This window comes from Micromonospora sp. NPDC004551 (assembly GCF_040609975.1).
Lineage (GTDB): Bacteria > Actinomycetota > Actinomycetes > Mycobacteriales > Micromonosporaceae > Micromonospora.
In genome coordinates this window covers 1-20,264 of the sequence record NZ_JBEXLM010000047.1, presented here as the reverse complement: position 1 = coordinate 20,264, position 20,264 = coordinate 1, and the positions used below count along the sequence as shown (strand labels likewise).

Sequence of the window (20,264 nt, the reverse complement as noted above, 5' to 3'; positions counted from 1 at the left end):
GCTGGCGACTGGCTCAGCCGGTACGCCACTTCTGGTTCGCGGTGCCGGCGCAGTCCCATAGCTGCAGCCGCGCGCCGTCGTTGCCGTTCCAGTCCTTGATGTCGACGCACCTGTTCGCCTGCGGGTTCACCAGGTCACCTGCCGCGGAGAGCACGAACTGCTGAGCCGGGTTGCCGCTGCAGTTGGCGATCTGGATGACCGCCCCGTTATCGCGGGAGCCCCAGGCGACGTCCATGCACTTGTTGTTCTGGGTGCGCAGGGTGCCGCCGGTAAAGGTCCAGCTCTGCGCCGCCGTGCCGTTGCAGTTCCAGGCCTGCAGCGGCACGCCGTCAGAGAAGTTTGAGTTGGGCACGTCGATGCACTTGTTGTTCCAGTTGCTGATGATCCGGGTGCCCCCGCCGCCCCCGCCGGTGGTGACCAGGCTCAGGCCGTAGGTGCCGAGGATCTCGTTGACCGGCTGGAACCACATGGTGCCGCCGGAGGAGCAGTTGCCAGACCCGCCGGAGGTCACCCCCTGGGCCTGGTCGCCGGAGAGCCAGGCGCCGCCGGAGTCCCCGCCCTCGGCGCAAGCGTTGCTGCGGCTGAGCCCGTAGACGGCGCCCTGGGCGTAGTTGACCGTCTCCTCCCGGCCCAGCAGGGTGCCGCAGCGCCAGCCGGTGGTGCGTCCGGAACGGCACACCGAGCTGCCGATCACGGCGTCGCGCGAGCCGGCGACTGGGGCGTTGCCGCCGGCGTAGTTGTTGACCCAGGGACGGGGTGTCCAGTCTCCGTTGGTGCGCACCCAGGCATAGTCGTTTCCCGGGAAGGACGAGCCCGCGAAGGTGCCCTGCGCGACGTTGTTGTATCCCAGGGTGGAGCTGCCGGGGGAGCCGCAGTGACCGGCGGTCACGAAGCCGCCGACGACGGCGAAGCCCACCGAGCAGAGCACGTTGCCGTTGATCACGTACTGGTCGCCGCCGCGGATGTCGTACATGGGCCGGGGTGCATCCGGTGCCGGCACGTATCGCACCAGGGAGGCGGTGACCCCGCTGGCGGTCACGAACGCCCGGGCCGGGTCGACCCGGCCGGGCGCGACGAGCACCACCACCTCGTTGGCGGCGACGTCGATGTACCAGCCGCGGACAGCGGTGTCGGGGCGGTGGGCGGCGGCCCGCCGGTCGAGGGTGGCGCGGGCGGTGGCGAGGGTGGCCAGGCCTCGGGCGACCAGCCGTGGCTGGGCGCCCTCGGCCCGTACGGCGTCGGCCGCCGACCCGTCGGTGACGGCGACCGTCAGCGGACCGCCGCTCGCGTCCAGCCACGAGCCGGCGTACCGGGCGCCCAGCCGGCCGCGCAGTCGCCGGTCCACCACGGCGGCCGCGGCCTCCCGGCGCAGCCGGGTGGCGACCTGGCCGTCGGTCAGGCCGAGATCGCGCCGCATCGCGGCGGCCATGCCGGCCGGCAGGCTGGACACCGCCGCAAGCGAGGCGCCGGCCGGGTCGCCCGCCGGGCCCACCGGCGGGGCGGCGGGCAGCGGCAGGCCGACCGCCGCGGCCGTGACTAGCGCGAGGATTCTGCTCATCGGACTCCTTCCGATCGTTCGGCGCCCCGGAGTGGGGCCGGCCCTCCCGGCGCGGGACGGGGCGCAGGCGGGCCGGGTCACGGCGCCGGCGACCGATCGGAGGCGGAGCGAGCCCGGGAGAGCGCTCTCAGGATCGAACCGTTAACAACGTTTGTCAATGGATGGACAACGATGTCTTCTCCACGCCCGACCGATCCGTGGACGCGACTCGCCCCGCCGTCTGCGTGCGGCGGGGCGAGCGGTGGTTTGCGGGGATCAGCCCCAGCGGAGGGTCCAAGTCTGGTTGGACTGGCGGTTTCCGCCGCTCCAAAACCGCACAATGGCGTCGGCCGGCAACGAGCTCAATCAGTACAAATGCCAGCCGCTTCCGTTCCTCCGGAGGCTCGATCATGCCGCGGCAGCCAGCTGCAGGATGTCGGAGAGCAGGTCGCCCGGGTACAAGTCGCTCTCAACCAACGGATCGCGAGCAGGAGTTGTACCGCGCGGGGTAGCAGAACCAGTACGCCAATCTCTTGCCCGAGCATGATGCGCAGGTCTTCGGCCGTGAACGGCCGATCGTGAGCTACCAACGACCACCGGTGACGACGCCTGCCCAGTGACAAAGCGTGGTCGGCCCGATCACCAGGCCGGCCCCAAGTCGCCTTACCTGTAGTTGGTGAACTGATGCACGGTCCTCCTCCGGTGCCGGCGAAAAGCCGCCGGCGTTGAAGGGGTGGGGCCTTCGCGGAGCCTGCTAATTGGCTGGCTCGGGTGGCGCCCCTCATGCACGCTGCCAGTCGGCGCCCCGGCGAGCACCAGGGCGGCGCGGCCGGTCCCGCGAGCGGTCTCGTCGAGATCAGCACCGGGACGAGAGCGACCAGAACGACCAGCACGACGATCCGGGCGGGGCGGGGCGGACCGTGCGGTGGTATGGGACGTCTGCCAAGCCGTGCGGCCAGTCCAAGCGCATTCGGCGGCCGTTGAGCAGCGATCACTCTGTTGACCCGAAAAAGCGGGCGGGAGCCACGAGTGGCGAGATCGGCAAGACCCGGAACAATACAAAATGATCACGCCCATCGTAGTCCCACTAGGCGTATGCCCTGGTAGGACGAGGGGCGGCCCATCAGGCGCTAAAGTCCTTCCCCCACCGTGTATCGCAGGTTCAAATCCCGTCCGAGGCGCCAGGTCGCATCCATAATCGTCACCATGTGCCCCTTCGTGCCTCGTCAGCGCCGGCAGCCGGCGGGGGAGTGCCGCGGTCCTGCTCCCGCCACTGGCCGGCGGTGTCGGCGCGTAGCAGGCGGTCAACCATCTCCAGGGCCTGTGGCTCCGAGTCGAACTCCCAGCGCAGCACCTTCCCGGACTCCGTGTCCCCGGCCCGGGCCATCACCGTCCAGCGCGTCTCGCGGACTAGCCACACGTCGCGCCGGGTCAAGCGCCCCCAGATCCCGTTCCACCACCGCCGTACCACTTCCTGCACCCTGCGATCGTACATACGTTCGATCATGTGTGTGACTCGGATGGCGAGCGTGCCTCGCGCACCCGTAGAGGAGGATTACTCGCAGCGGTCCTCGGCGCCTCGGCCGTAGGGCTCGCAGCAGTCCGGTCGGTGCCGGTACACCCGAAGATCACGCCCACCCCGGCGGGCGAACTCCGGCGTGATCTCGTACAAGCAAGCCCGCCACACGACGGTCTCCCCGCCGCCGGACACCGCCTGGCCGTCACCCGGCCCGCCGCGCAGCAGCACCTCCACCCCGCCGACCGTAGCTGATCTGCGAGGGCCGGGCCCGGACTCGACCGCTTACCCCGCCTTGGACGGACGGATTGAAAAGGAGAGTCCCGCAGCGTGACGATTCACGCTGCGGAACAGGGTGTCGGTGGTCTGCGGCCTGGGCTGCTCCACCTGCGCGTGGCCGTGGCCGCGGGGCGCGGGGCGCATTCGTTCTCGCGGATCTCCACCCCTGCCAGCCTCCGGTTCTCCGATCCTGACGTGAAGGGGGCGGGGGATGGGTGGCACTTGCGGACGACGTGGTGGAGACGGGAGGTGATGCCAGCCCGCCGATGGGGGAGCGCAGGAGAGGAGCCGGTGCTGCGTCGACCGGTCGCGCCGATGCTCGCGGCGCCGGTCGACGTCGTACCCGAGGGGCCCGGCCTGATACACGAACCGAAATGGGACGGCTGGCGGGCGATCGCCTTCCGCGGAGGCGATGGGGTGTACCTGCAGTCGCGGGCCGGCCGAAACCTGACCACCTACTTCCCGGACATCACCCGCGCGATCCGCGCGGCCATCCCACCGGGCGTCGTGCTCGACGGCGAACTGATCGTCTGGGAACAAGGCCGGACCAACTTCGCCCAGCTGCAGCGACGCGTCACCGCAGGCCGAGCTCTCTTACGCCTGGCACGCGAGTGCCCCGCCCACTACGTACTGTTCGACCTCCTCGCCGACGTCGACGGCAGGGTGATCCTGGACCTGTCCCTTTCGCAGCGTCGGGCCCGGCTGGAGCAGCTGCTCACCGACGCGCCGGCGCCGCTCACCCTGACCCCACAGACAGCCGACATGCGGCAGGTGTCGGACTGGCTGCTGCACTGGACCGTCGCCGCGGGCATCGAAGGCGTGGTCAGCAAGCGGCTGGCCGGCCGGTACGAGCCCGGACGCCGCGGCTGGTCAAAGTTCCGCACCCGCATCGTCACCGACGCCATCGTCGGCGGCGTCACCGGCAGCATCCGCAACCCGGAAACCGTGCTCCTCGGCCGGCTCGACCGGCGGGGACGACTGCGCTACACCGGCCGCTCCCACCCGCTCACCAGCAGCCAGGCCACGGAGCTGGCGGCGCTGCTCACACCACCGCGCCCGCCACGGCCCGGCACGATCGCCCACCCGTGGCCGCAGCTCCTGCCCGCATCCTGGTCCGGCCAGTTGGAGCGACCCGAACCCTTGCCGTACGTCCAGGTGGACCCAGCCGTGGTGGCCGAGATCGACGCCGACGTCGCATTCGAGCACCAACGGTGGCGCCACCGGGTCCGCTACGCGCGAGCCCGGCCGGACACGTCGGTCCACGACGTGCCGCTACTCCTCGGCGAGGGCGAAAACCCCTTCGGCATACCGGCTGATTGAGCGGATGCACATCGGCGGCCCAGGCGAGCGGCCGCCGTATGCGATCTCGTCCTGGTGGCTTGCCGGAGTGGCCCTTCGACGCCCATCGGGCCGCCGGAGCAGCAGGCTGACATGCCAGAGAGCTACCCACCGCCGCGACCGGCTGGATGATCAGTGATCATCTTCACCGGCAATCTGACCGATTGCCACATCGGGGTACTCCCGGCTCGGGAGGAGTGACGTGGCGCACCAGGGTTGAGCTGCGAAGACGGCGGCAAGGAGCAGGAGACGCTCGAGCGGGTGCTGCGCGACGCACGCCAGGGCAGAGCCGAACCCTGGCCTTGCGCGGCGAGGCGGGCAGCAGTAAGACCGCGCTGTGCGGGGCCGGCACCTGGTCCGGCTGTCCACGTGAGCTCGCGCCCGGCGGGCGGGTTGCGGAACCTCTGCGTGACGCGGCGCCGGTCGCCGATCGTGGCGAACCCAGCCCCTCGGTCAGCCTGGGCGCGAGGCGGTTGCCGGGCACGCAAGTTGTTAGGCTGGTACCGCGGCGGAGACCGCGATGAGCGGGCAAGGGAGCGAGTCATGGTGACGGGGGACGACGACATCTCGGGGTGAGCGGCCCCGGCCGCCTACCGGCCTGCGCCGACGGTGGCCTGTCTTGTCGTAGACCTGTCTGCCCGACCGGGGCGTCTGTCGCGTTCCCCGGCTCTCTCCGAGGGTGTCTCCCGATGTCTGACATCTGCATCGTCTGTACGAACCTGTCCTTTTCCTGGCCGGACGACACTCCGGTCTTCCGAGACCTGTCGTTCACCGTGCCGCCCGGCCGCACCGGCCTCGTCGCGCCCAACGGCGCCGGCAAGACGACCCTGCTCCGTCTGATCGCACGCGAACTGACCCCGACCGGAGGCGGCGTCACGGTCGAGGGTGTCCTCGGCTACCTCCCGCAGAACCTGCCCCTGGCCGGTGACCTCACCGTCGCGGAGGTGCTCGGGATCGACGCGGCCCTTACCGCGCTGCATGCCATCGAGGCCGGTGACGCGGCGGAGGAGCACTTCACGGCAGTCGGGGACGACTGGACCGTGGAGGAGCGCAGCCGCGCCGAACTTGACCGACTCGGCCTCGGTGACGTGACCTTGGAGCGGCGCCTGCACACCCTCAGCGGCGGGCAGGTGGTCTCCCTCGGCCTGGCGGCACAGCTGCTCCGGCGCCCAGACGTGCTGCTGCTCGACGAGCCGACCAACAACCTCGACATCGACGCACGGCACCGGCTGTACGAGGTGCTGGACGGCTGGTCAGGGTGCCTGCTGGAGGTCAGCCATGACCGCGTGCTGCTGGACCGGATGGACCGCATCGCCGAGCTCCACCATGGTGAGATGCGCCTGTTCGGCGGGAACTTCACCGCGTACGAGGAGGCGGCGCGGGTGGCACGCGAGGCGGCGGAGCGGACCGTGCGCAGCGCCGAGCAGGACGTGAAGCGGGAAAAGCGGGAGATGCAGCAGGCCCGGGAGCGGGCCGAACGCCGCGCCAGCAACGCCGCCCGCAACCTCGGCAACGCAGGTCTGGCCCGCATCGTCGCCGGTGGGCTCAAACGCAGCGCCCAGGAGTCGGCCGGCCGGGCACAGCAGGCGCACGCGAACCGCGTCAGCGAGGCCCAGACCCGGCTCGACGAGGCCAGCCGCACCCTGCGCGACGAGCAGGCACTGACCCTGGACCTGCCCGACACCGCCGTTCCCGCCGGCCGCACCGTCGTTGCCGGCGAGCGGATGCAGGTCCACCACGGCGACCGGCCCATCTTCGCCGGCGACGGCGTAGACCTGACCATCCGGGGACCGGAACGGATCGCCCTGACCGGTCCCAACGGCGCCGGCAAGTCCACGCTGCTGCGCCTGTTGCAGGGTGACCTCGACCCGGACGCCGGGCAGGTGCACCGCGCCGACGGCCGCGTCGCGTACCTGTCGCAACGCCTGGACCTGCTGGATCTCGACCGGACGGTCGCGGAGAACTTCGCCGCGTACGCCCCGGACCGGCCCCAGGCCGAACGGATGAACCTGCTCGCCCGGTTCCTGTTCCGCGGCGCCCGAGCCCACCTCCCGGTCGGCGTGCTCTCCGGCGGCGAACGGCTGCGTGCCACCCTCGCCTGCGTCCTCTACTCCCAGCCGGCACCCCACCTGCTGCTGCTCGACGAACCCACCAACAACCTCGACCTGGTCAGCGTGGGCCAGCTGGCCAGCGCTCTCACCGCGTACCGGGGCGCTTTCGTGGTGGTCAGCCACGACGAACGGTTCCTCACCGACATCGGTGTGCAGCGGTGGCTCCGCCTCGACGGCGGCCACCTGCGCGACATCCCCGCGCCCCAGCACGCCTGACCACCTCCCGCCCCTTTTCCGGGCCACCGGCCTGCCGGCCGGTGGCCCGGGGCACCCCGAAGGTGAGCCCCCATGCCCAACCCCCTCCTCGCCCACGACCTCGTCCACACCCTCGGCAGCCGGCGCGTGCTGGACGGGGTCTCCCTGACGGCGGCGCCCGGCCGCCGGATCGGCCTGATCGGCGGCAACGGCGCCGGCAAATCCACGCTGCTCCGCCTCCTCGCCGGCGCCGACCAACCGGACGCCGGCAGCATCGTTCGCCCACCAGACCTCGGATACCTGCCGCAGGAAACCCCGCACCACCCGACCGCGACCGTGGCGGACGTGCGAGACGACGCGCTGCGCGAGGCCCGTGCCGTCCTCACCGACCTCGACCGTCTCGCCGACCAGCTCGCCCGCACCGCCGGCGACACACCCGATCACGAGCGTTTGCTCGCCGCATACGGCGACCTGCTCCAACGCGCCGAGGACATCGACGCCTGGAACGCCGAACGACGCGCCGACATCGTCCTCGCGGCACTCGGCCTCGGCGAGCTGGCACCCGAACGGGCGCTCGCGGCGCTCTCGGGCGGCCAGCGCGGCCGGCTCGCGCTCGCCGCCCTGCTCCTCCGCCTACCCTCGGCGCTGCTGCTCGACGAACCCACCAACCACCTCGACGACGCCGCAGCGGCCTTTCTCGAACAGCAGTTACGGGACCTGCCCGGAGCCGTCGTGATAGCCAGCCACGACCGAGCCTTCCTCGACGCGGTGTGCACCGACCTGATCGACCTCGACCCCGCTGTCGACGGCCCGGTCCGCTTCGGCGGCACCTACCGCGACTATCTCGCTCACCAGCGCAACGAGCGGGAGCGCTGGCGGCGACGCCACACCGAACAGCAGGAGGAACTGGCCGAGCTACGCCGGCAGGTCGCGGTGACGGCGCACGAGGTCGCGCCCGGCCGGGACCGGCGCGACAACGAGAAGATGGGGTACGGCCACACCGCCGGCCGGGTGCAGAACCAGGTCGCCCGACGGGTAGCCGCCGCCCGCCGCCGGCTCGCCGACCTGGAACGCACCACCGTCCCGGCGCCGCCCATCCCGCTGCGATTCCGCCCTGCCGCGCTCGCCACCACCACCGCCGACGGAACCCTCGTCAGCCTGCGACACGTGCGGATACCCGGCCGGCTCGCCCTCGACCATCTCGACCTCACCGCCACCGACCGACTACTGGTCACCGGCGCCAACGGTGCGGGCAAGTCCACCCTCCTCGCCGTCCTCGCCGGCCGACTGGACCTGGCCGATCACGTCCGACGCCGCCCCGGGCTGCGCATCGGCCTCTTGGCACAGGACACCGAGTTCAATCGGCCCGAGCACACCGCCGAGGAAATCTACGCCGACGTCCTGGGCCCTGCGCGCGCCGACGCCGTACCGCTGGACGACCTCGGCCTGCTCACCGCCCGCGACGCGCGCCGGCCCATCGGCGAGCTGTCGGTCGGCCAGCGACGCCGGCTTGCCCTGGCCCTGCTGGTGGCCGACCCACCGGATCTGCTGCTCCTCGACGAGCCCACCAATCACCTCTCGCCCCAACTCTGCGACGAACTGGAGGACGCCCTCAGCGGCAGCCCCGGCGCGGTCGTGGTCGCCAGCCACGACCGGTGGCTGCGCTCCAGATGGCCCGGGCGCGAGATCCAGCTACACGCGGCCTGAACGTGTGCCCAGCACGATCCGCACAGGCGGCCCGGGAGGCGATCCGCCGTGACCTCCCAGAGAACAGCACGTCGTCGAAAGCGGCGCGCTGGTGATCGGCAAGCGCGGCGGTTGGGTGACTTCCTGGCTGGCGAGAGTCCACGGTGATGCGGGGTCTGCGTCCGGCACCGCGGCGAGCAGAACCGGCACAGCCCTGGCGAGGGACGTCGTGGTCGTCGTGGGGCTCGTCCGCAGACAGTACGTGGAACGGCTTAGCGGCGTGGCTCGACGTTGCCCAGCTAGTGGGCCGGAGAGGGTGCCTCGGGCGGATGACCTGCGGCGTGGTGGGCGTCGGCGAGGGCGACGGCGAGCAGGATGAGTCCGGCGACGACCGAAGCGGCCAGCGGCGGGGCGAAGTTCAGGGGGATGGCGGCTACTGCGAGGGCGGCGATGGCGGCGACGCGGCGAAGTGAGAGCCGGTTGAAGACGATGCGTTCCAGTCGGATGCGGCCGTAGAGGAATAGTGCTGGGCCGCCGAGGGTCGCGACGAGCCACGCGGGCTGGGGCAGGCCGTGTGGGTGTTTCATCAGGGCCTCGAAGCCGACGGTGGTGGTGACGATGCCGAGCACCATGAGGACGTGGGCGGTACCGGTGGCGCGGCCGGCGGCGTCTCTGTCCCTGGCTGTGGCGAGGGCTTCGGCGAGGATCTGTCCGGAGCGGTAGAAGTAGATGCGCCACAGCAGCACCGTCGACAGGAACATCACCACCAGCAGCGCAGAGGTGGCCAGGCTGATCGGCTGGCTGGTAAAGGTGGTGCCGACGGCGAGCAGGGATTCCCCGAGGGCGATCATCAGGAATTGCTGGTAGCGCTCTGGCAGGTGGTGCTTGCTGTCGGTGGCCCACGCGCTGACCGGCGGTCCGGCCGCCCCGGGCATCGGCCAGCGCAGCTGCGCGGCGACGACGTCCATCGTCACGGCGGCCCCCCACACGGCGGCCCGGGCTCCGCCACTGACGGTGACGCCGGCGAACCATATCCCCGCCGAGACCACGTTCCAGGGCAGCGCCCGGCGGTAAATCTGTTGCAGGGGGTGCCCGCGCAGCGCAGGGATCAGGATGAGCGGTCGGCCCAACTGCAGGATCACGTACGGCAGCACGAACGCCCATCCGCGGCCGATGAACGCGGACGGCAGCGAGGTCGACATGACCAACATCCCGAACGCGCTGGCCAGCACGATCCACTGGATTTTGCGACGGCGGGGGTCGAACCAGCTGGTGATGTGCGCCGTCGTGACCCACAACCAGATCAGCGGCAGCGACAGGACGAGCAGGTAGGCCATCGCCCGCCACCGGACGACGATGTCTTCGCTGACGATGTCCCGTGCTACCCGGGTGACCACCCCGGCCAGTGCGAACACCAGCACCAGGTCGACGAACAGTTCGAGGAAGTTGGCCTGCCGCACGTCCTCGCGACGTTGCAACAGGTCCTGACTCTCTTCACCGCCCTCCCGGGTCCCCATGCCGCTCATCCTCGCGCGGCCCCACCCCGGCTCAACGGGGTTCGACGCCGTCCAGCCAGAGGAAACCACCGACGGGTGACCGTCAACCACTCCTGTTTTGGTGATTTGCTGGGCCGGCATCCGGCCGCCTGGATCGGCGTGGTGAGGACGCGGCGCAGGCCAGGTACTCGCGCAAAGATCATCGGGCCCAGATCCGGCACAACCAACAGCGAAAGCGCGGACAAGATGCTGGCAGACACCGAGTGGCACGAGTTAGGTCAGCAGGCCGAAGAGGTCCCTTTCGGGGGAACGGTCGACGGGAGAACGGGAACTGCCGACTTGCCGATCCAGTTGCTTGGCTGGTTCTGGGGCATGTCGACCAGCAACACCCTGCCCTTGCAGTCGACTTGTTCCACAGCGACAGCTAGTGGTCGCTCACACAGCCCTTGGGCATAGGTTGGTCTGCCGCGCACCCGCCATCTGTAGGTCACCCGGTCAACCGTGATGAGCCGAGAGCCCTTCTTGACCAACGCCATGCCGGCCTCCTCGACGCCGGATCACCGTGCCCGTAGCGCGTCCGATGCAGCTTTCGGTACGGGCACCGAGGGCTGCCCGATTGGCGAGGCAGATACGCTGCGTGCGTCTGACCTCAGAATGTCGCTGCGCGTCGTGTAGATCAACGCGATTCCCAAGCTGACCGTGCGACAGGCCGCTCTGGCCGCTTTCGGACCGTCGCGCGAGCAGGCGCCGCAGTCCTTGGCGCCTACCAAGCGGATGAGGACAGGCTCGCGGCAACCGCCTCGCGAACTGCGCGCTCGTACTGGTTCCGGCGGAACACGAAGGGACCGAACTCCCCGTAGTCGCGCTTGGGGCGGTGGGCTGGGAGAAGCCGCGCCACGTCACTGAGTCCTCAGCAGTAAGCACCTGGGCTTCCAGAGGCCAGCAGCCGACCTCGCCGCAGTCGCAACCGAGCAGGGCGATCACGCCTTTCCCGGACCAGTAGGAGGAGTCCGGTCGCCCAGTGAGGTAGGCCGTCAGGTCACCGAAGTTGAAGTGATCGAGAACGATCCCGGCATACGTGCCGGGCACATCGTGGCCGGCGGCGTGCTCGAAGGCCGAGACGAGATCTACCAGACTCACGTTGTCGATGTACGGCAGCAACTCACGTGCTGGGTCGTGACCATCGCCCGATGGGCGGATCTCAAAGCGAACCTTGCGAATCAGCGGCTGAGTTGGCACAAGGCCCAAGTCTGCCGCCAGGCCGCCGTGGGCCATGCCATCCCCGTGCCAGTAGTCCCTACCCCCGACGGTCGTCAGCGGGGACGAGTGGTCCCCACACGTTGCGGCTGACCTTCCTCGCCAGGCGTCAGGCGCGGGCGGCTGGTTCGGCGGGCGTGGCGGCAGAGTTGTCACCCGGTGCACTGCCCCCTGACCCGGCCTGCGCCGCTTCAGCAGCGCGCGCGGGGGCAACCGCCTGTAGCCGGCGGACGTCCCGGCTGGCCAGCATGCCGACGACGGAGAGCACCACCAACGCGGCGAGGGTCAGCAGTGTGTCGCGCGTGCCGATCGCCGCGGCGACCGGCCCGACCGCGACCTGGCCGAGAGGAATGGCGATCCAAGATCCCAACATGTCGTAGGAGTAGACGCGGGCCAGCCGGTCGGCCGGGATGTGCTGCGCAATCGATGTTTCCCAGGCGACGGCGAACTGTTCGACGGCGACGCCGACCGTCGCTGCGGCCGCAAGAAGTACGACGATGGTGGGTGCGAGGGCCAGCCCCAACAGCAGGAACGACTCGGCGAACATGCAGGCCACCCCGAGCAGCAGCAGCCGGCGAACCCGGATCCGCAGTGCGATCAACCCGCCGACGACCATTCCGGCGGTTTCGGCCGCCAGCACCACACCCCAGGCACTCCGGCCGATCGTCTCGTCCGCGACTGCCGGGCCTAGCACGTTCACCCCGCCGGCGAGAGCCGCGTTGAGAAACATGAAGCCGAGCACCACGATCCAGACCCAGGTGCGCGCGGTGAACTCCGTCCAGCCCTCCCGCAGGTCGGCGACGATGCTCGTGCGGGCGTTTTTCTCTGATGGGGCAGTGACCCGGACTCCCGTGAACGCCACTGCCGCGACAGCGAAGGTGAGCGCGTCGACGGCGAGACCCCAGCCGGGTCCGACGGCGGCCACCAGGAGGCCACCGAGCGCTGCCCCGCCGATCATCCCCGCGTTGATGCCGAGCCGGATGAGCGCGTTGGCCGGCTGGATAAGCTCCGGCGGCACGGTCTGCGGCGTCGTGGCGGCCGAGGCTGGCTGGGCCAGGGCGCTCACGATGCCGTTGGCCGCACCGAGCGCCAGTAACAGCGGGATTGTCGCCGTGCCGGTGAGCACCAGGGCGGCCACAGCCGCCTGGGTCAGCGCACCAAGCGCATTGGATCCGACCAGGACCAGCCGGCGCGGAATCCGGTCGGCCACCACCCCGCCGAAAAGGACGAACAACACGGTCATCAGCGATCGCGCGCCGACCACCAGGCCCAGGTCGCGCACTGAGCCGGTCAGGTCGAGTACGGCGAAGGCCAGCGCGATGGGGGCGACGCCGTTGCCCAGCATGTTGACCAGCCGACCAGCAGCGAGGTATCGGAACGCGCGATACCGCAGCGGAGCCAGCATCAGTCCTCCATCGAAAACAGGTCAACGAAGGCCGAGGTTAGCGGTGATCGACCCGCGGGTGGTGGAAGGGACAGGCGTAATGATCGGCTCAGCCTGCCGCCCAGTCGAGCGATTAGCTCGACAGCAGAAGTAACGGCAACTGCCGTGGTAGGCACCACGGCCACCACACCGATGATGATCAGCCGGTGGAGGTCGGACGTGAGGGGCTCCTGCTCACGGCTGAGCCGCCCGCCGGGCGGGGGTCCGGCGGGCGGCGACGAGGGCGGCGTCAGACGGTGGGGCGCAGCTCGGCCAGGAGGCTCTCCACGCGGGCGCGGATCTCGTCGCGGATCGGCCGGACGGCATCGACGCCCTTGCCGGCCGGATCTTCGAGCTTCCAGTCCTCGTAGCGCTTGCCCGGGAAAACGGGGCAGGCGTCGCCGCAGCCCATGGTGACGATGACGTCGGAGGACTGCGCAGTCTCGTACTCCAGCAGCCTGGGGGTCTGGTCGGTGATGTCGATGCCGACCTCGCGCATGGCCTCGACGGCGGCGGGGTTGACCTGGTCGGCGGGGGAGGAGCCGGCGGAGCGGACTTCGACGGTGTCACCGGCGAGGTGGCGCAACCAGCCGGCGGCCATCTGGGAGCGGCCGGCGTTGTGGACGCAGACGAACAGGACGCTGGGCTTGTCGCTCATCGGGTGCCTTCCATGGGCCGGTTGACCGTCGTGTCGTCGGGGTCAGGTAACAGGTGGGCCGGGTCGCAGTTGCAGTCGAGCGTCCGGTAGCGGCCGGGGTCACGGCGGCGGTTGACGAAGCCCGCATCAGGCCGAGCGCCGCTGGTGCCGTGTGGGTGCGCGGTTGTCATGAGCGGCGGCCGACGGCGGCGTCCTCGTCCGTGGGGACGACTACCTGGTCGGCGGCGGCGCCCGCATTGGGGTAGAGGGCGGCGAGCAGGCCGACACCGACGGCAAGTCCCACAAGCTGCGCGACGACGAAGCCGGGCACCGAGGTGGGGGCGATGCCGGCGAAGGTGTCGGTGAACGCGCGGCCGATGGTGACCGCCGGGTTGGCGAACGAGGTCGACGAGGTGAACCAGTAGGCGGCACCGATGTAGGCGCTGACGGCGGCGGGCGCGACCGGGGCGCGGCCGGAGCGAGCGAGCGCGAAGATCAGCAGGATCAGGCCGGTGGTGGCAACGACTTCACCCAGCCACAGGTGACCGGCGGCGCGGTCCTTGCCGGAGAAGTCGACAGCGGCCAGGTCGAACATCAGGTTCGCCAGCACGGACCCGGCGATCGCACCCAGCACCTGCGCCACGACGTAACCGCCCAGGTCTCGGCCGGCGAGGCCGGTGCCGGCGCGGCGGCCGAGGAACCAGTCAGCGGCGGAGACGACGGGGTTGAAGTGCGCGCCGGAGACCGGGCCGAAGATCAGGATCAGCGCGCCGAGAGCGAACGCGGTGGCGGTGGAGTTCTCCAGCAGTTGAAGGCCCACATCGCCGGGGGAGAGGGTGGCGGCCATGATGCCGGAGCCCACCACGGCGGTGACCAGCAGGGCGGTGCCGACGAACTCGGCCAGCAGGCGCCGCCGAAGTGCAATGGTCATCAGTCTTCGTCTCCCATGATGGTGCTGTCCCGGATCGTCGGGCAGATCGGTTATCGGGCGGCGGGGACGTTCAACTCGTCGAGCAGGCGACGGACGCGGCGCTCGATCCCGTCGCGGATCGGCCGCACGTCGGCCAGGTCGAGCCCAGCCGGGTCGTCCACGGTCCAGCTCTCGTATCGGCAGGGTGGGCGGTGATGTCGGTCATCGGAGAGCTCCGGGCAGGATGGCGGGCGCGAGCCGGTCAACGCGGTCGGCCAGGTCGGCGTAGGCGGCTTCGAACGCCTCGTCGGTGTCCACGCGCACCGGGTCCGGGACCGACCAGTGCAGGCGGGGGCGGATAGGGCCGGTCAGTTCCTCGTGGGCGTTGTCGCATACGGCGATCACCAGGTCGTCGCGACGGACGACGTCGGCGACGTGGGCGGTGCCGGTCGGGTCGAGGTCGAGGTCGTGGCCGTGGGCCACGGCCACCGCACGCGGGTGTACCCGGGTGGCGGGCTTCGTCCCGGCGGAGGCGACGTCGCCGTGGGCGCGCTGCTTCCACAGCGCGGCGGCCAACTGCGAGCGGGCCGAGTTGTGAGTACATACGAACACCACCCGGCCCACGCCGGCCAGCCGGGGAGTGGCGAGAGCGGCCAGCGTCTCAGGGCGTAGCCGCAGGTAGGTGCGGCGCCGGTCGCCCTCGGAGCGGCCCTTGATGACGAGGCCGGCGTCGGTGAGGACCCGGACGTGGTGGGCCACCAGGTTCGTCGGCATGTCGAGCGTGTGCGCGATCTCCCCGGGGGAGGCGTCGCCCAGGGTGAGCGCGTCCACGATCGCCAGGCGTGCCGGAACGCCGAGTGCGGCGTGGATGCGGGCCCGCACGTCGAGGGAAGACGGCTCAGTGCTCATTGACTCAAATATCGCTGAGTAAATCTGCCGAGTCAAGCCGGTCTCGTGACAGGCCCGGATCTCGCCGGTGCCGGCGTCGGGGACGGCTGCTCAGCGGCAGGTCGCGATCCTTCGCCTCGAACACCCTGCGTCGTCGGACGCGACGCGGCGCACGTCATGATCGCCCTCGACGCACGCGGGTCCCGGCGCCCACGACTCTTCCGACAGGTACATCCCGCGGCATCCGGTGCCCAGCGGTCGGCGTCGCCCCTGCAGGGGAATGCAGCCGGCGGATGACGGCGATGGGGGAGCGGGTCAGGCCTTCGCCGTGGCCGCCGGCTCGATCGACAGCAGCGCGGCGAGCTGACGCAGGATCTGCGGTCGAGCCCGGTAGTAGACCCACGTGCCTCGCCGCTCGGCATCGACCAGGCCCGCCTCGCGCAGCGTCTTGAGGTGGTGGGAGATCGTCGGCCCGGTCAGGTCGAACGCGGGCGTCAGGTCGCACACGCACGCCTCCCCGTCCTCTGCGGAGGCGATCATCGACATCAGCTGCAGGCGCACCGGATCACCGAGCGCCTTGAACGCGGGCGCGAGGACCGCCGCCGTCTCGGCCGGGACCCTGCGCTGGGCCAGCGGAGGGCAGCACGGCGTGTCGGCGTTGAGATCGATGACGGCGAGAGGCGCCCGTTGTTTTGACATGCCTCTAGGTTGACATCGCTCTAATCAGCGTGCAAGTGTCTGATTCGACAGACGTCAAGACAGCGTTCCGAGGAAGCGAGGACGAGCATGTTCGGCTCCACCCGCCGCTCGCGTGAATCCCTGCCCGGTGTCCGCTTCTGCGACTCCTGCGCCCAGGTGTCCACCCACGCGCAGCGCGCCGAGCGCCACTACGACACCACCCGCGCCGCCGTCTACACCCTGATCACCCCCCGTTGACGAGAGGAACCGACATGAGCGAGAACACCCCCACCGCCGGCGGTTTCACCGACGACCCCGCCGCGGCCCTGCAGATCACCGGCTCCGGCGCCTGCTGCGGCAGCCCCGCCCAGGCCGTCGGCGGCATCCTCCCGCCGGCCGGCGAAACCGCCAGCGGTGACCCGTGCTGCGGTACCCGGCAGGCCGCCCAGGCGGCTGACTCCTGCTGTGGCACCACGGCCAAGACCGACGCCATCGCCACCGGACAGGGCTGCTGCTCATGACCAGCTCGAACAACCTCGCTGACCTGCTCAAACAGGTCAGCGCCGGTCGGATGACCGCCACCATCGCCACCCTCGCCTCCGACCCGCTAGCCGGACGACGGGTCGGCTCTACCGGCGGGGCGGCGGCCCGCGCCTGGCTCGTCGACCAGCTCACCGCACTCGGCGCCGACGTCCGCACCGAGCAGTTCCCCGTCCGCGCCGTGCCGCAGGTGTATGCGGCGCCGACGGTCACCTGGGGTGATGGGGGCGGCACCTGGGAGTTGGTGTTCGGGCGGCAGGTCGCGATCCATCCGGCCTCCGCCGACACGCGAGACATCCGTCGCGGCGCCCTCGGCGTCGCCGGCGCGGACGATCCGGCGGGTCGGTGGCTGGTCGTGCCGGCCGAGATGAGCCTGTTCGACGCCTACCGCGACACCCACGGCGCCACCGGGTTGCTGGTCCGCCGCCCGGTTGACGCCGAGGGCTGGCAGTTCACCATGCTCGCCGGCCCGGACCCGGGGCCGCTGCCGGTGCTGACCCTCGACCCGGACACCCACCACGCCGTGCTCACCGCCGCCACCGCGGGCGACAGTTGGCTGGCCGGCGCCACGCCGCTGCGCCGCGACGACGTCACCGGCACCAACATCCACGCCCGCCTCCGGCAGCCCGTCCCCGCTGGCGTCGACCTGCTGTTGACCGCGCACTACGACGGCGTTGGCGACCACCCCGGGCTCCGCCTGCCCGGCGCTTCGGACAACGCCACCGGCGTCGCCGTGGTCCTCGACGCCGCCCGCGTTCTCACCACCGTGCTGCCGGCTGGTGCGGGACTGTCCGTCGCGCTGCTCGACGGGGAGGAGGTCGGGGCTCTCGGCTCCGCCCACCACGCCGCCCAGCTCCGCGCCGCGGGTGCCGCGCCGTTGGTCATCAACGTCGACGGCGCCGGCCGTCTGGACGTGGCGGCCGCGGTGGAGGCCGGCGGCCCGGCTCACCGCCTTCTCGCCCTGCTCGACCAGGCCGGCCGCCACACCGGTATCCCTCTGACGGCGGGTCCGGTGGCGTCGGACAACCGCCGCTACGGCGCTGCCGGTTTCGCCGCAGTAGGAATCGGTGCCGGCATGGGCGGCTATCACAGTCCCGCTGACACCCCCGACAAGGTCGATCCGGTCACTCTCGGTGCCATCACCCGGCTCGTTGTCGTGACCGCTCACCTCGCGGCGGTCGCACCCGCTACACTTTCATCGCCAATCGGCGATAAACGATAGAGGGAGTGATGGTGGGCGACCTCCTCGACCGGGACACCGCGCAGACCTACGCCTCGTGGTTCCGGGCCCTCGCAGACCCGACCCGGGTGCAGATCGTGGAGTACCTGGCCCGGCACGCCCGGCCGATGAGCGTGGGGGAGATCGTCGCCGCCGTCGGCCTGGCCCAGTCCACCGTCTCCCAACACCTGAAGATCCTGACCGAGGTGCGGTTCGTGCTCGTCGAACCGGTCGGCACCGCCCGTCACTACCGCATCAACGACGCCTGCGTCGGCTGCTTCCCCTCCGCCGCAGACGTCGTCATGGGCCGCCCGGCCCCCACCCCGAAGGGAGCCTGCTGATGGCCGGCATCACCGTCCGCCCGATGACCTCGGACGACGCCGATCGCGTCCTCGCCATCTACCAGGCCGGCCTCGACGGCGGCGACGCCAGCTTCGAGACCACCGCACCGACCTGGACCGCATTCGACGCGGCCAAGCTGCCCGACCACCGCCTCGTAGCCGTCGACGCGGACCACATCGTCATCGGATGGGTGGCGGTGTCACCGACATCGAGCCGGGCGGTCTACGCCGGGGTGGTCGAGCACTCCATCTACGTCGACCCCGCCGCCCAAGGGCGTGGCGTGGCCCGGCTGCTGCTGCACGCGCTGATCGCCTCCACCGACGCCGCCGGCATCTGGACCATCCAGTCCGGCGTCTTCCCGGAGAACACCGCCAGCCTCGCCCTGCACCAGCGGGCCGGGTTCCGCGTCATCGGCACCCGCGAACGGATCGGCCGGCACCACGGCCGATGGCGCGACGTGGTGCTGCTCGAGCGCCGCAGCCCCGCCATCTGAACCCCTTCGGCTTCACCCGCCGCAGCACCACTACACCGTCTTAATTCGACAATCTTCAACACAGAGGAGTTTCCGATGACCGTCCTGGACGACCTGCCCGTCGTCGTGATCGGCGCGGGCCCCGTGGGCCTGGCCGCCGCCGCCCACCTGCACGAGCGCGGCCTGCCCTTCCTTGTCCTAGAGGCCGGCGACACCGCCGGCGCGGCCGTGCGGCAGTGGGGGCACGTGCGCGTGTTCTCCCCGTGGCGCTACAACGTCGACCCAGCCGCCCGCCGACTCCTCGACGACGCCGGCTGGGTCGCCCCAGCCGAGGACGCCCTGCCCACCGGCGCGGACCTCGTCGCCGACTACCTTCAGCCCCTCGCGGAGCTGCCGCAGCTCAAGCCCCACCTGCGCTACGACACCCGGGTGGAGGCGATCAGCCGCCTCGGCCTGGACCGGCTGCGCACCGCCAGCCGCGAACAGACACCGTTCCTGATCCGCCTCGCCGACGGCGACGAGCTGCTGGCCCGCGCCGTCATCGACGCCTCCGGCACCTGGGGCACCCCCAACGTCCTCGGCGCCTCCGGCCTGCCCGCCCGCGGCGAAAAGAACGCCGCAGCGTTCCTCGAGCACGCCCTACCCGACGTGCTCGGCACCGACCGGAACCGCTTCGCCGGCCGACACACCCTCGTCGTCGGCGCCGGCCACTCCGCCGCGAACACCCTGCTTCCCCTGGCCGAGCTGGCCGCAGCCGAGCCCGGCACCGAGGTCACCTGGGCGATCCGCTCGGCCAGCCCGGCCCGAACCTACGGCGGTGGCGACGCCGACGCCCTACCCGCTCGCGGTGCGCTCGGCTCCCGGCTGCGCGACCACGTCGACGCCGGTCGCATCCGGCTGCTCACCGGCTTCTCCGTACACGCGCTCACCCCGACCGACGGCCGGGTCGCCGTGGCCGTCCGCCACGCCGACGGCACCGACGAGTCCATCACCGTGGACCGCATCGTCGCCGCCACCGGCTTCCGCCCCGACCACTCCATCGCCGCAGAGCTGCGCCTCGACCTCGACCCGATCATGGGCGCCACCCGCGCCCTCGCCCCGCTGATCGACCCGAACGAGCACTCCTGCGGCACCGTCCCCCCGCACGGCGCCGACGAACTCGCCCACCCCGAGATCGGCTACTACGCCGTCGGCATGAAGAGCTACGGCCGCGCGCCCACCTTCCTCATGGCCACCGGCTACGAGCAGGTCCGCTCCGTCGTCGCCGCCCTCGCCGGCGACTGGGACGCCGCCCGCGACGTCCAGCTCGACCTGCCCGAAACCGGCGTCTGCAACAGCAACTCCGCCGACTCCACCGGCACCGACAGCTGCTGCGGCCCCGCCCCCGCAGCCCAGCCGGCCGGACAGGGGCTCGCCACCGGGATCTCCGGCGGCCTGCTGTCCGCACCGCTCAACCTCATCAGCCTGGACACCCCGACCAGCGGCTGCTGCGCCAGCTGATGACCACCACCACAACGGCGCCCGCCGACCGCACGGTCGGCGGGCGCCACGGGCGGCGCATCGTCGCCGCCCTCGCCGTCACCTCCACCATCGGCTACGGCGCTCTCTGCGGGCATCGCTGCCCGGCAGCAACCGCTGAGAGCAGAAGCGGATGCCGGCATGACCCGGTCTGCTGATGGACGTGCGGCACGGTGAACGTTGCGCTCGCCGGTCCTCTGCTTAGATCGTGCTCGACGATCG

The 20,264-nt window shown here is 71.1% G+C and carries 18 protein-coding genes; 9 read left to right on the top strand and 9 right to left on the bottom strand.

The genetic code is table 11. The features are described from left to right. Window positions 1-13 precede the first annotated feature (13 nt). The 3 genes from ABZW14_RS32250 to ABZW14_RS32240 all read right to left on the bottom strand — a co-directional run bounded on the left by ABZW14_RS32250 (window position 14) and on the right by ABZW14_RS32240 (window position 3,290). The gene (locus ABZW14_RS32250) at window positions 14-1,558 is read right to left on the bottom strand and encodes a ricin-type beta-trefoil lectin domain protein (protein WP_355354325.1); all 1,545 of its coding nucleotides are present in this window, start codon (window positions 1,556-1,558) and stop codon (window positions 14-16) included. 1,180 nt (window positions 1,559-2,738) lie between these two features. Continuing rightward, window positions 2,739-3,017 carry a hypothetical protein gene (locus ABZW14_RS32245; RefSeq protein WP_355354322.1) on the bottom strand — a complete coding sequence of 93 codons (279 nt, stop codon included), beginning with the start codon at window positions 3,015-3,017 and terminating at the stop codon, window positions 2,739-2,741. Between the two features lie 75 nt (window positions 3,018-3,092). Then, window positions 3,093-3,290: a hypothetical protein gene (locus tag ABZW14_RS32240; RefSeq protein ID WP_355354319.1), complete on the bottom strand. Its 198-nt coding sequence runs from the start codon at window positions 3,288-3,290 to the stop codon at window positions 3,093-3,095. A gap of 93 nt (window positions 3,291-3,383) precedes the next feature. Between ABZW14_RS32240 and ABZW14_RS32235 the strand changes: the two genes are divergently transcribed. From ABZW14_RS32235 to ABZW14_RS32225, 3 genes are all read left to right on the top strand, one after another. Further along, window positions 3,384-4,652, top strand: a complete 1,269-nt coding sequence (locus tag ABZW14_RS32235) for an ATP-dependent DNA ligase (protein ID WP_355354316.1) — start codon at window positions 3,384-3,386, stop codon at window positions 4,650-4,652. A 707-nt stretch (window positions 4,653-5,359) separates the two neighbouring features. Then, window positions 5,360-6,997 (top strand): ribosomal protection-like ABC-F family protein, encoded by a 1,638-nt coding sequence (gene abc-f / locus ABZW14_RS32230; protein WP_355354313.1) that lies wholly within the window; start codon window positions 5,360-5,362, stop codon window positions 6,995-6,997. Between the two features lie 72 nt (window positions 6,998-7,069). After that, a complete protein-coding gene (locus ABZW14_RS32225) occupies window positions 7,070-8,683 on the top strand; it encodes an ATP-binding cassette domain-containing protein (protein ID WP_355354310.1) in 1,614 nt (537 codons plus the stop codon). A gap of 278 nt (window positions 8,684-8,961) precedes the next feature. Here ABZW14_RS32225 and ABZW14_RS32220 read toward each other — a convergent pair whose 3' ends face one another. From ABZW14_RS32220 to ABZW14_RS32195, 6 genes are all read right to left on the bottom strand, one after another. Further along, window positions 8,962-10,179 carry a low temperature requirement protein A gene (locus ABZW14_RS32220; RefSeq protein WP_355354307.1) on the bottom strand — a complete coding sequence of 406 codons (1,218 nt, stop codon included), beginning with the start codon at window positions 10,177-10,179 and terminating at the stop codon, window positions 8,962-8,964. Between the two features lie 1,345 nt (window positions 10,180-11,524). Continuing rightward, on the bottom strand, window positions 11,525-12,820 hold the full coding sequence (locus ABZW14_RS32215) for an MFS transporter (RefSeq protein WP_355354304.1): 1,296 nt from the start codon (window positions 12,818-12,820) through the stop codon (window positions 11,525-11,527). A 268-nt stretch (window positions 12,821-13,088) separates the two neighbouring features. Next, window positions 13,089-13,496 (bottom strand): arsenate reductase ArsC, encoded by a 408-nt coding sequence (locus tag ABZW14_RS32210; RefSeq protein ID WP_355354301.1) that lies wholly within the window; start codon window positions 13,494-13,496, stop codon window positions 13,089-13,091. Between the two features lie 166 nt (window positions 13,497-13,662). Further along, window positions 13,663-14,406, bottom strand: a complete 744-nt coding sequence (locus ABZW14_RS32205) for an MIP/aquaporin family protein (protein WP_355354298.1) — start codon at window positions 14,404-14,406, stop codon at window positions 13,663-13,665. Between the two features lie 201 nt (window positions 14,407-14,607). Then, complete coding sequence (locus ABZW14_RS32200) at window positions 14,608-15,294, bottom strand: helix-turn-helix domain-containing protein (protein WP_355354295.1); 687 nt, start codon at window positions 15,292-15,294, stop codon at window positions 14,608-14,610. 294 nt (window positions 15,295-15,588) lie between these two features. Further along, on the bottom strand, window positions 15,589-15,972 hold the full coding sequence (locus tag ABZW14_RS32195) for a metalloregulator ArsR/SmtB family transcription factor (protein WP_355354292.1): 384 nt from the start codon (window positions 15,970-15,972) through the stop codon (window positions 15,589-15,591). A gap of 87 nt (window positions 15,973-16,059) precedes the next feature. Between ABZW14_RS32195 and ABZW14_RS32190 the strand changes: the two genes are divergently transcribed. From ABZW14_RS32190 to ABZW14_RS32165, 6 genes are all read left to right on the top strand, one after another. Further along, entirely contained in the window at window positions 16,060-16,209 is a 150-nt protein-coding gene (locus ABZW14_RS32190; protein WP_355354289.1) for a hypothetical protein, read from the top strand. A gap of 14 nt (window positions 16,210-16,223) precedes the next feature. After that, the gene (locus ABZW14_RS32185; protein WP_355354286.1) at window positions 16,224-16,472 is read left to right on the top strand and encodes a hypothetical protein; all 249 of its coding nucleotides are present in this window, start codon (window positions 16,224-16,226) and stop codon (window positions 16,470-16,472) included. Then, window positions 16,469-17,713 (top strand): M28 family peptidase, encoded by a 1,245-nt coding sequence (locus tag ABZW14_RS32180; RefSeq protein ID WP_355354283.1) that lies wholly within the window; start codon window positions 16,469-16,471, stop codon window positions 17,711-17,713. The genes ABZW14_RS32185 and ABZW14_RS32180 overlap by 4 nt, the downstream gene beginning before the upstream one ends. Before the next feature lie 8 nt (window positions 17,714-17,721). Continuing rightward, window positions 17,722-18,051 carry a metalloregulator ArsR/SmtB family transcription factor gene (locus ABZW14_RS32175; RefSeq protein ID WP_355354280.1) on the top strand — a complete coding sequence of 110 codons (330 nt, stop codon included), beginning with the start codon at window positions 17,722-17,724 and terminating at the stop codon, window positions 18,049-18,051. After that, entirely contained in the window at window positions 18,051-18,545 is a 495-nt protein-coding gene (locus ABZW14_RS32170; RefSeq protein ID WP_355354277.1) for an N-acetyltransferase family protein, read from the top strand. Before ABZW14_RS32175 ends, ABZW14_RS32170 begins: the two co-directional genes overlap by 1 nt. 75 nt (window positions 18,546-18,620) lie before the next feature. After that, entirely contained in the window at window positions 18,621-20,024 is a 1,404-nt protein-coding gene (locus tag ABZW14_RS32165) for an FAD-dependent oxidoreductase (protein WP_355354274.1), read from the top strand. Window positions 20,025-20,264 lie beyond the last annotated feature (240 nt).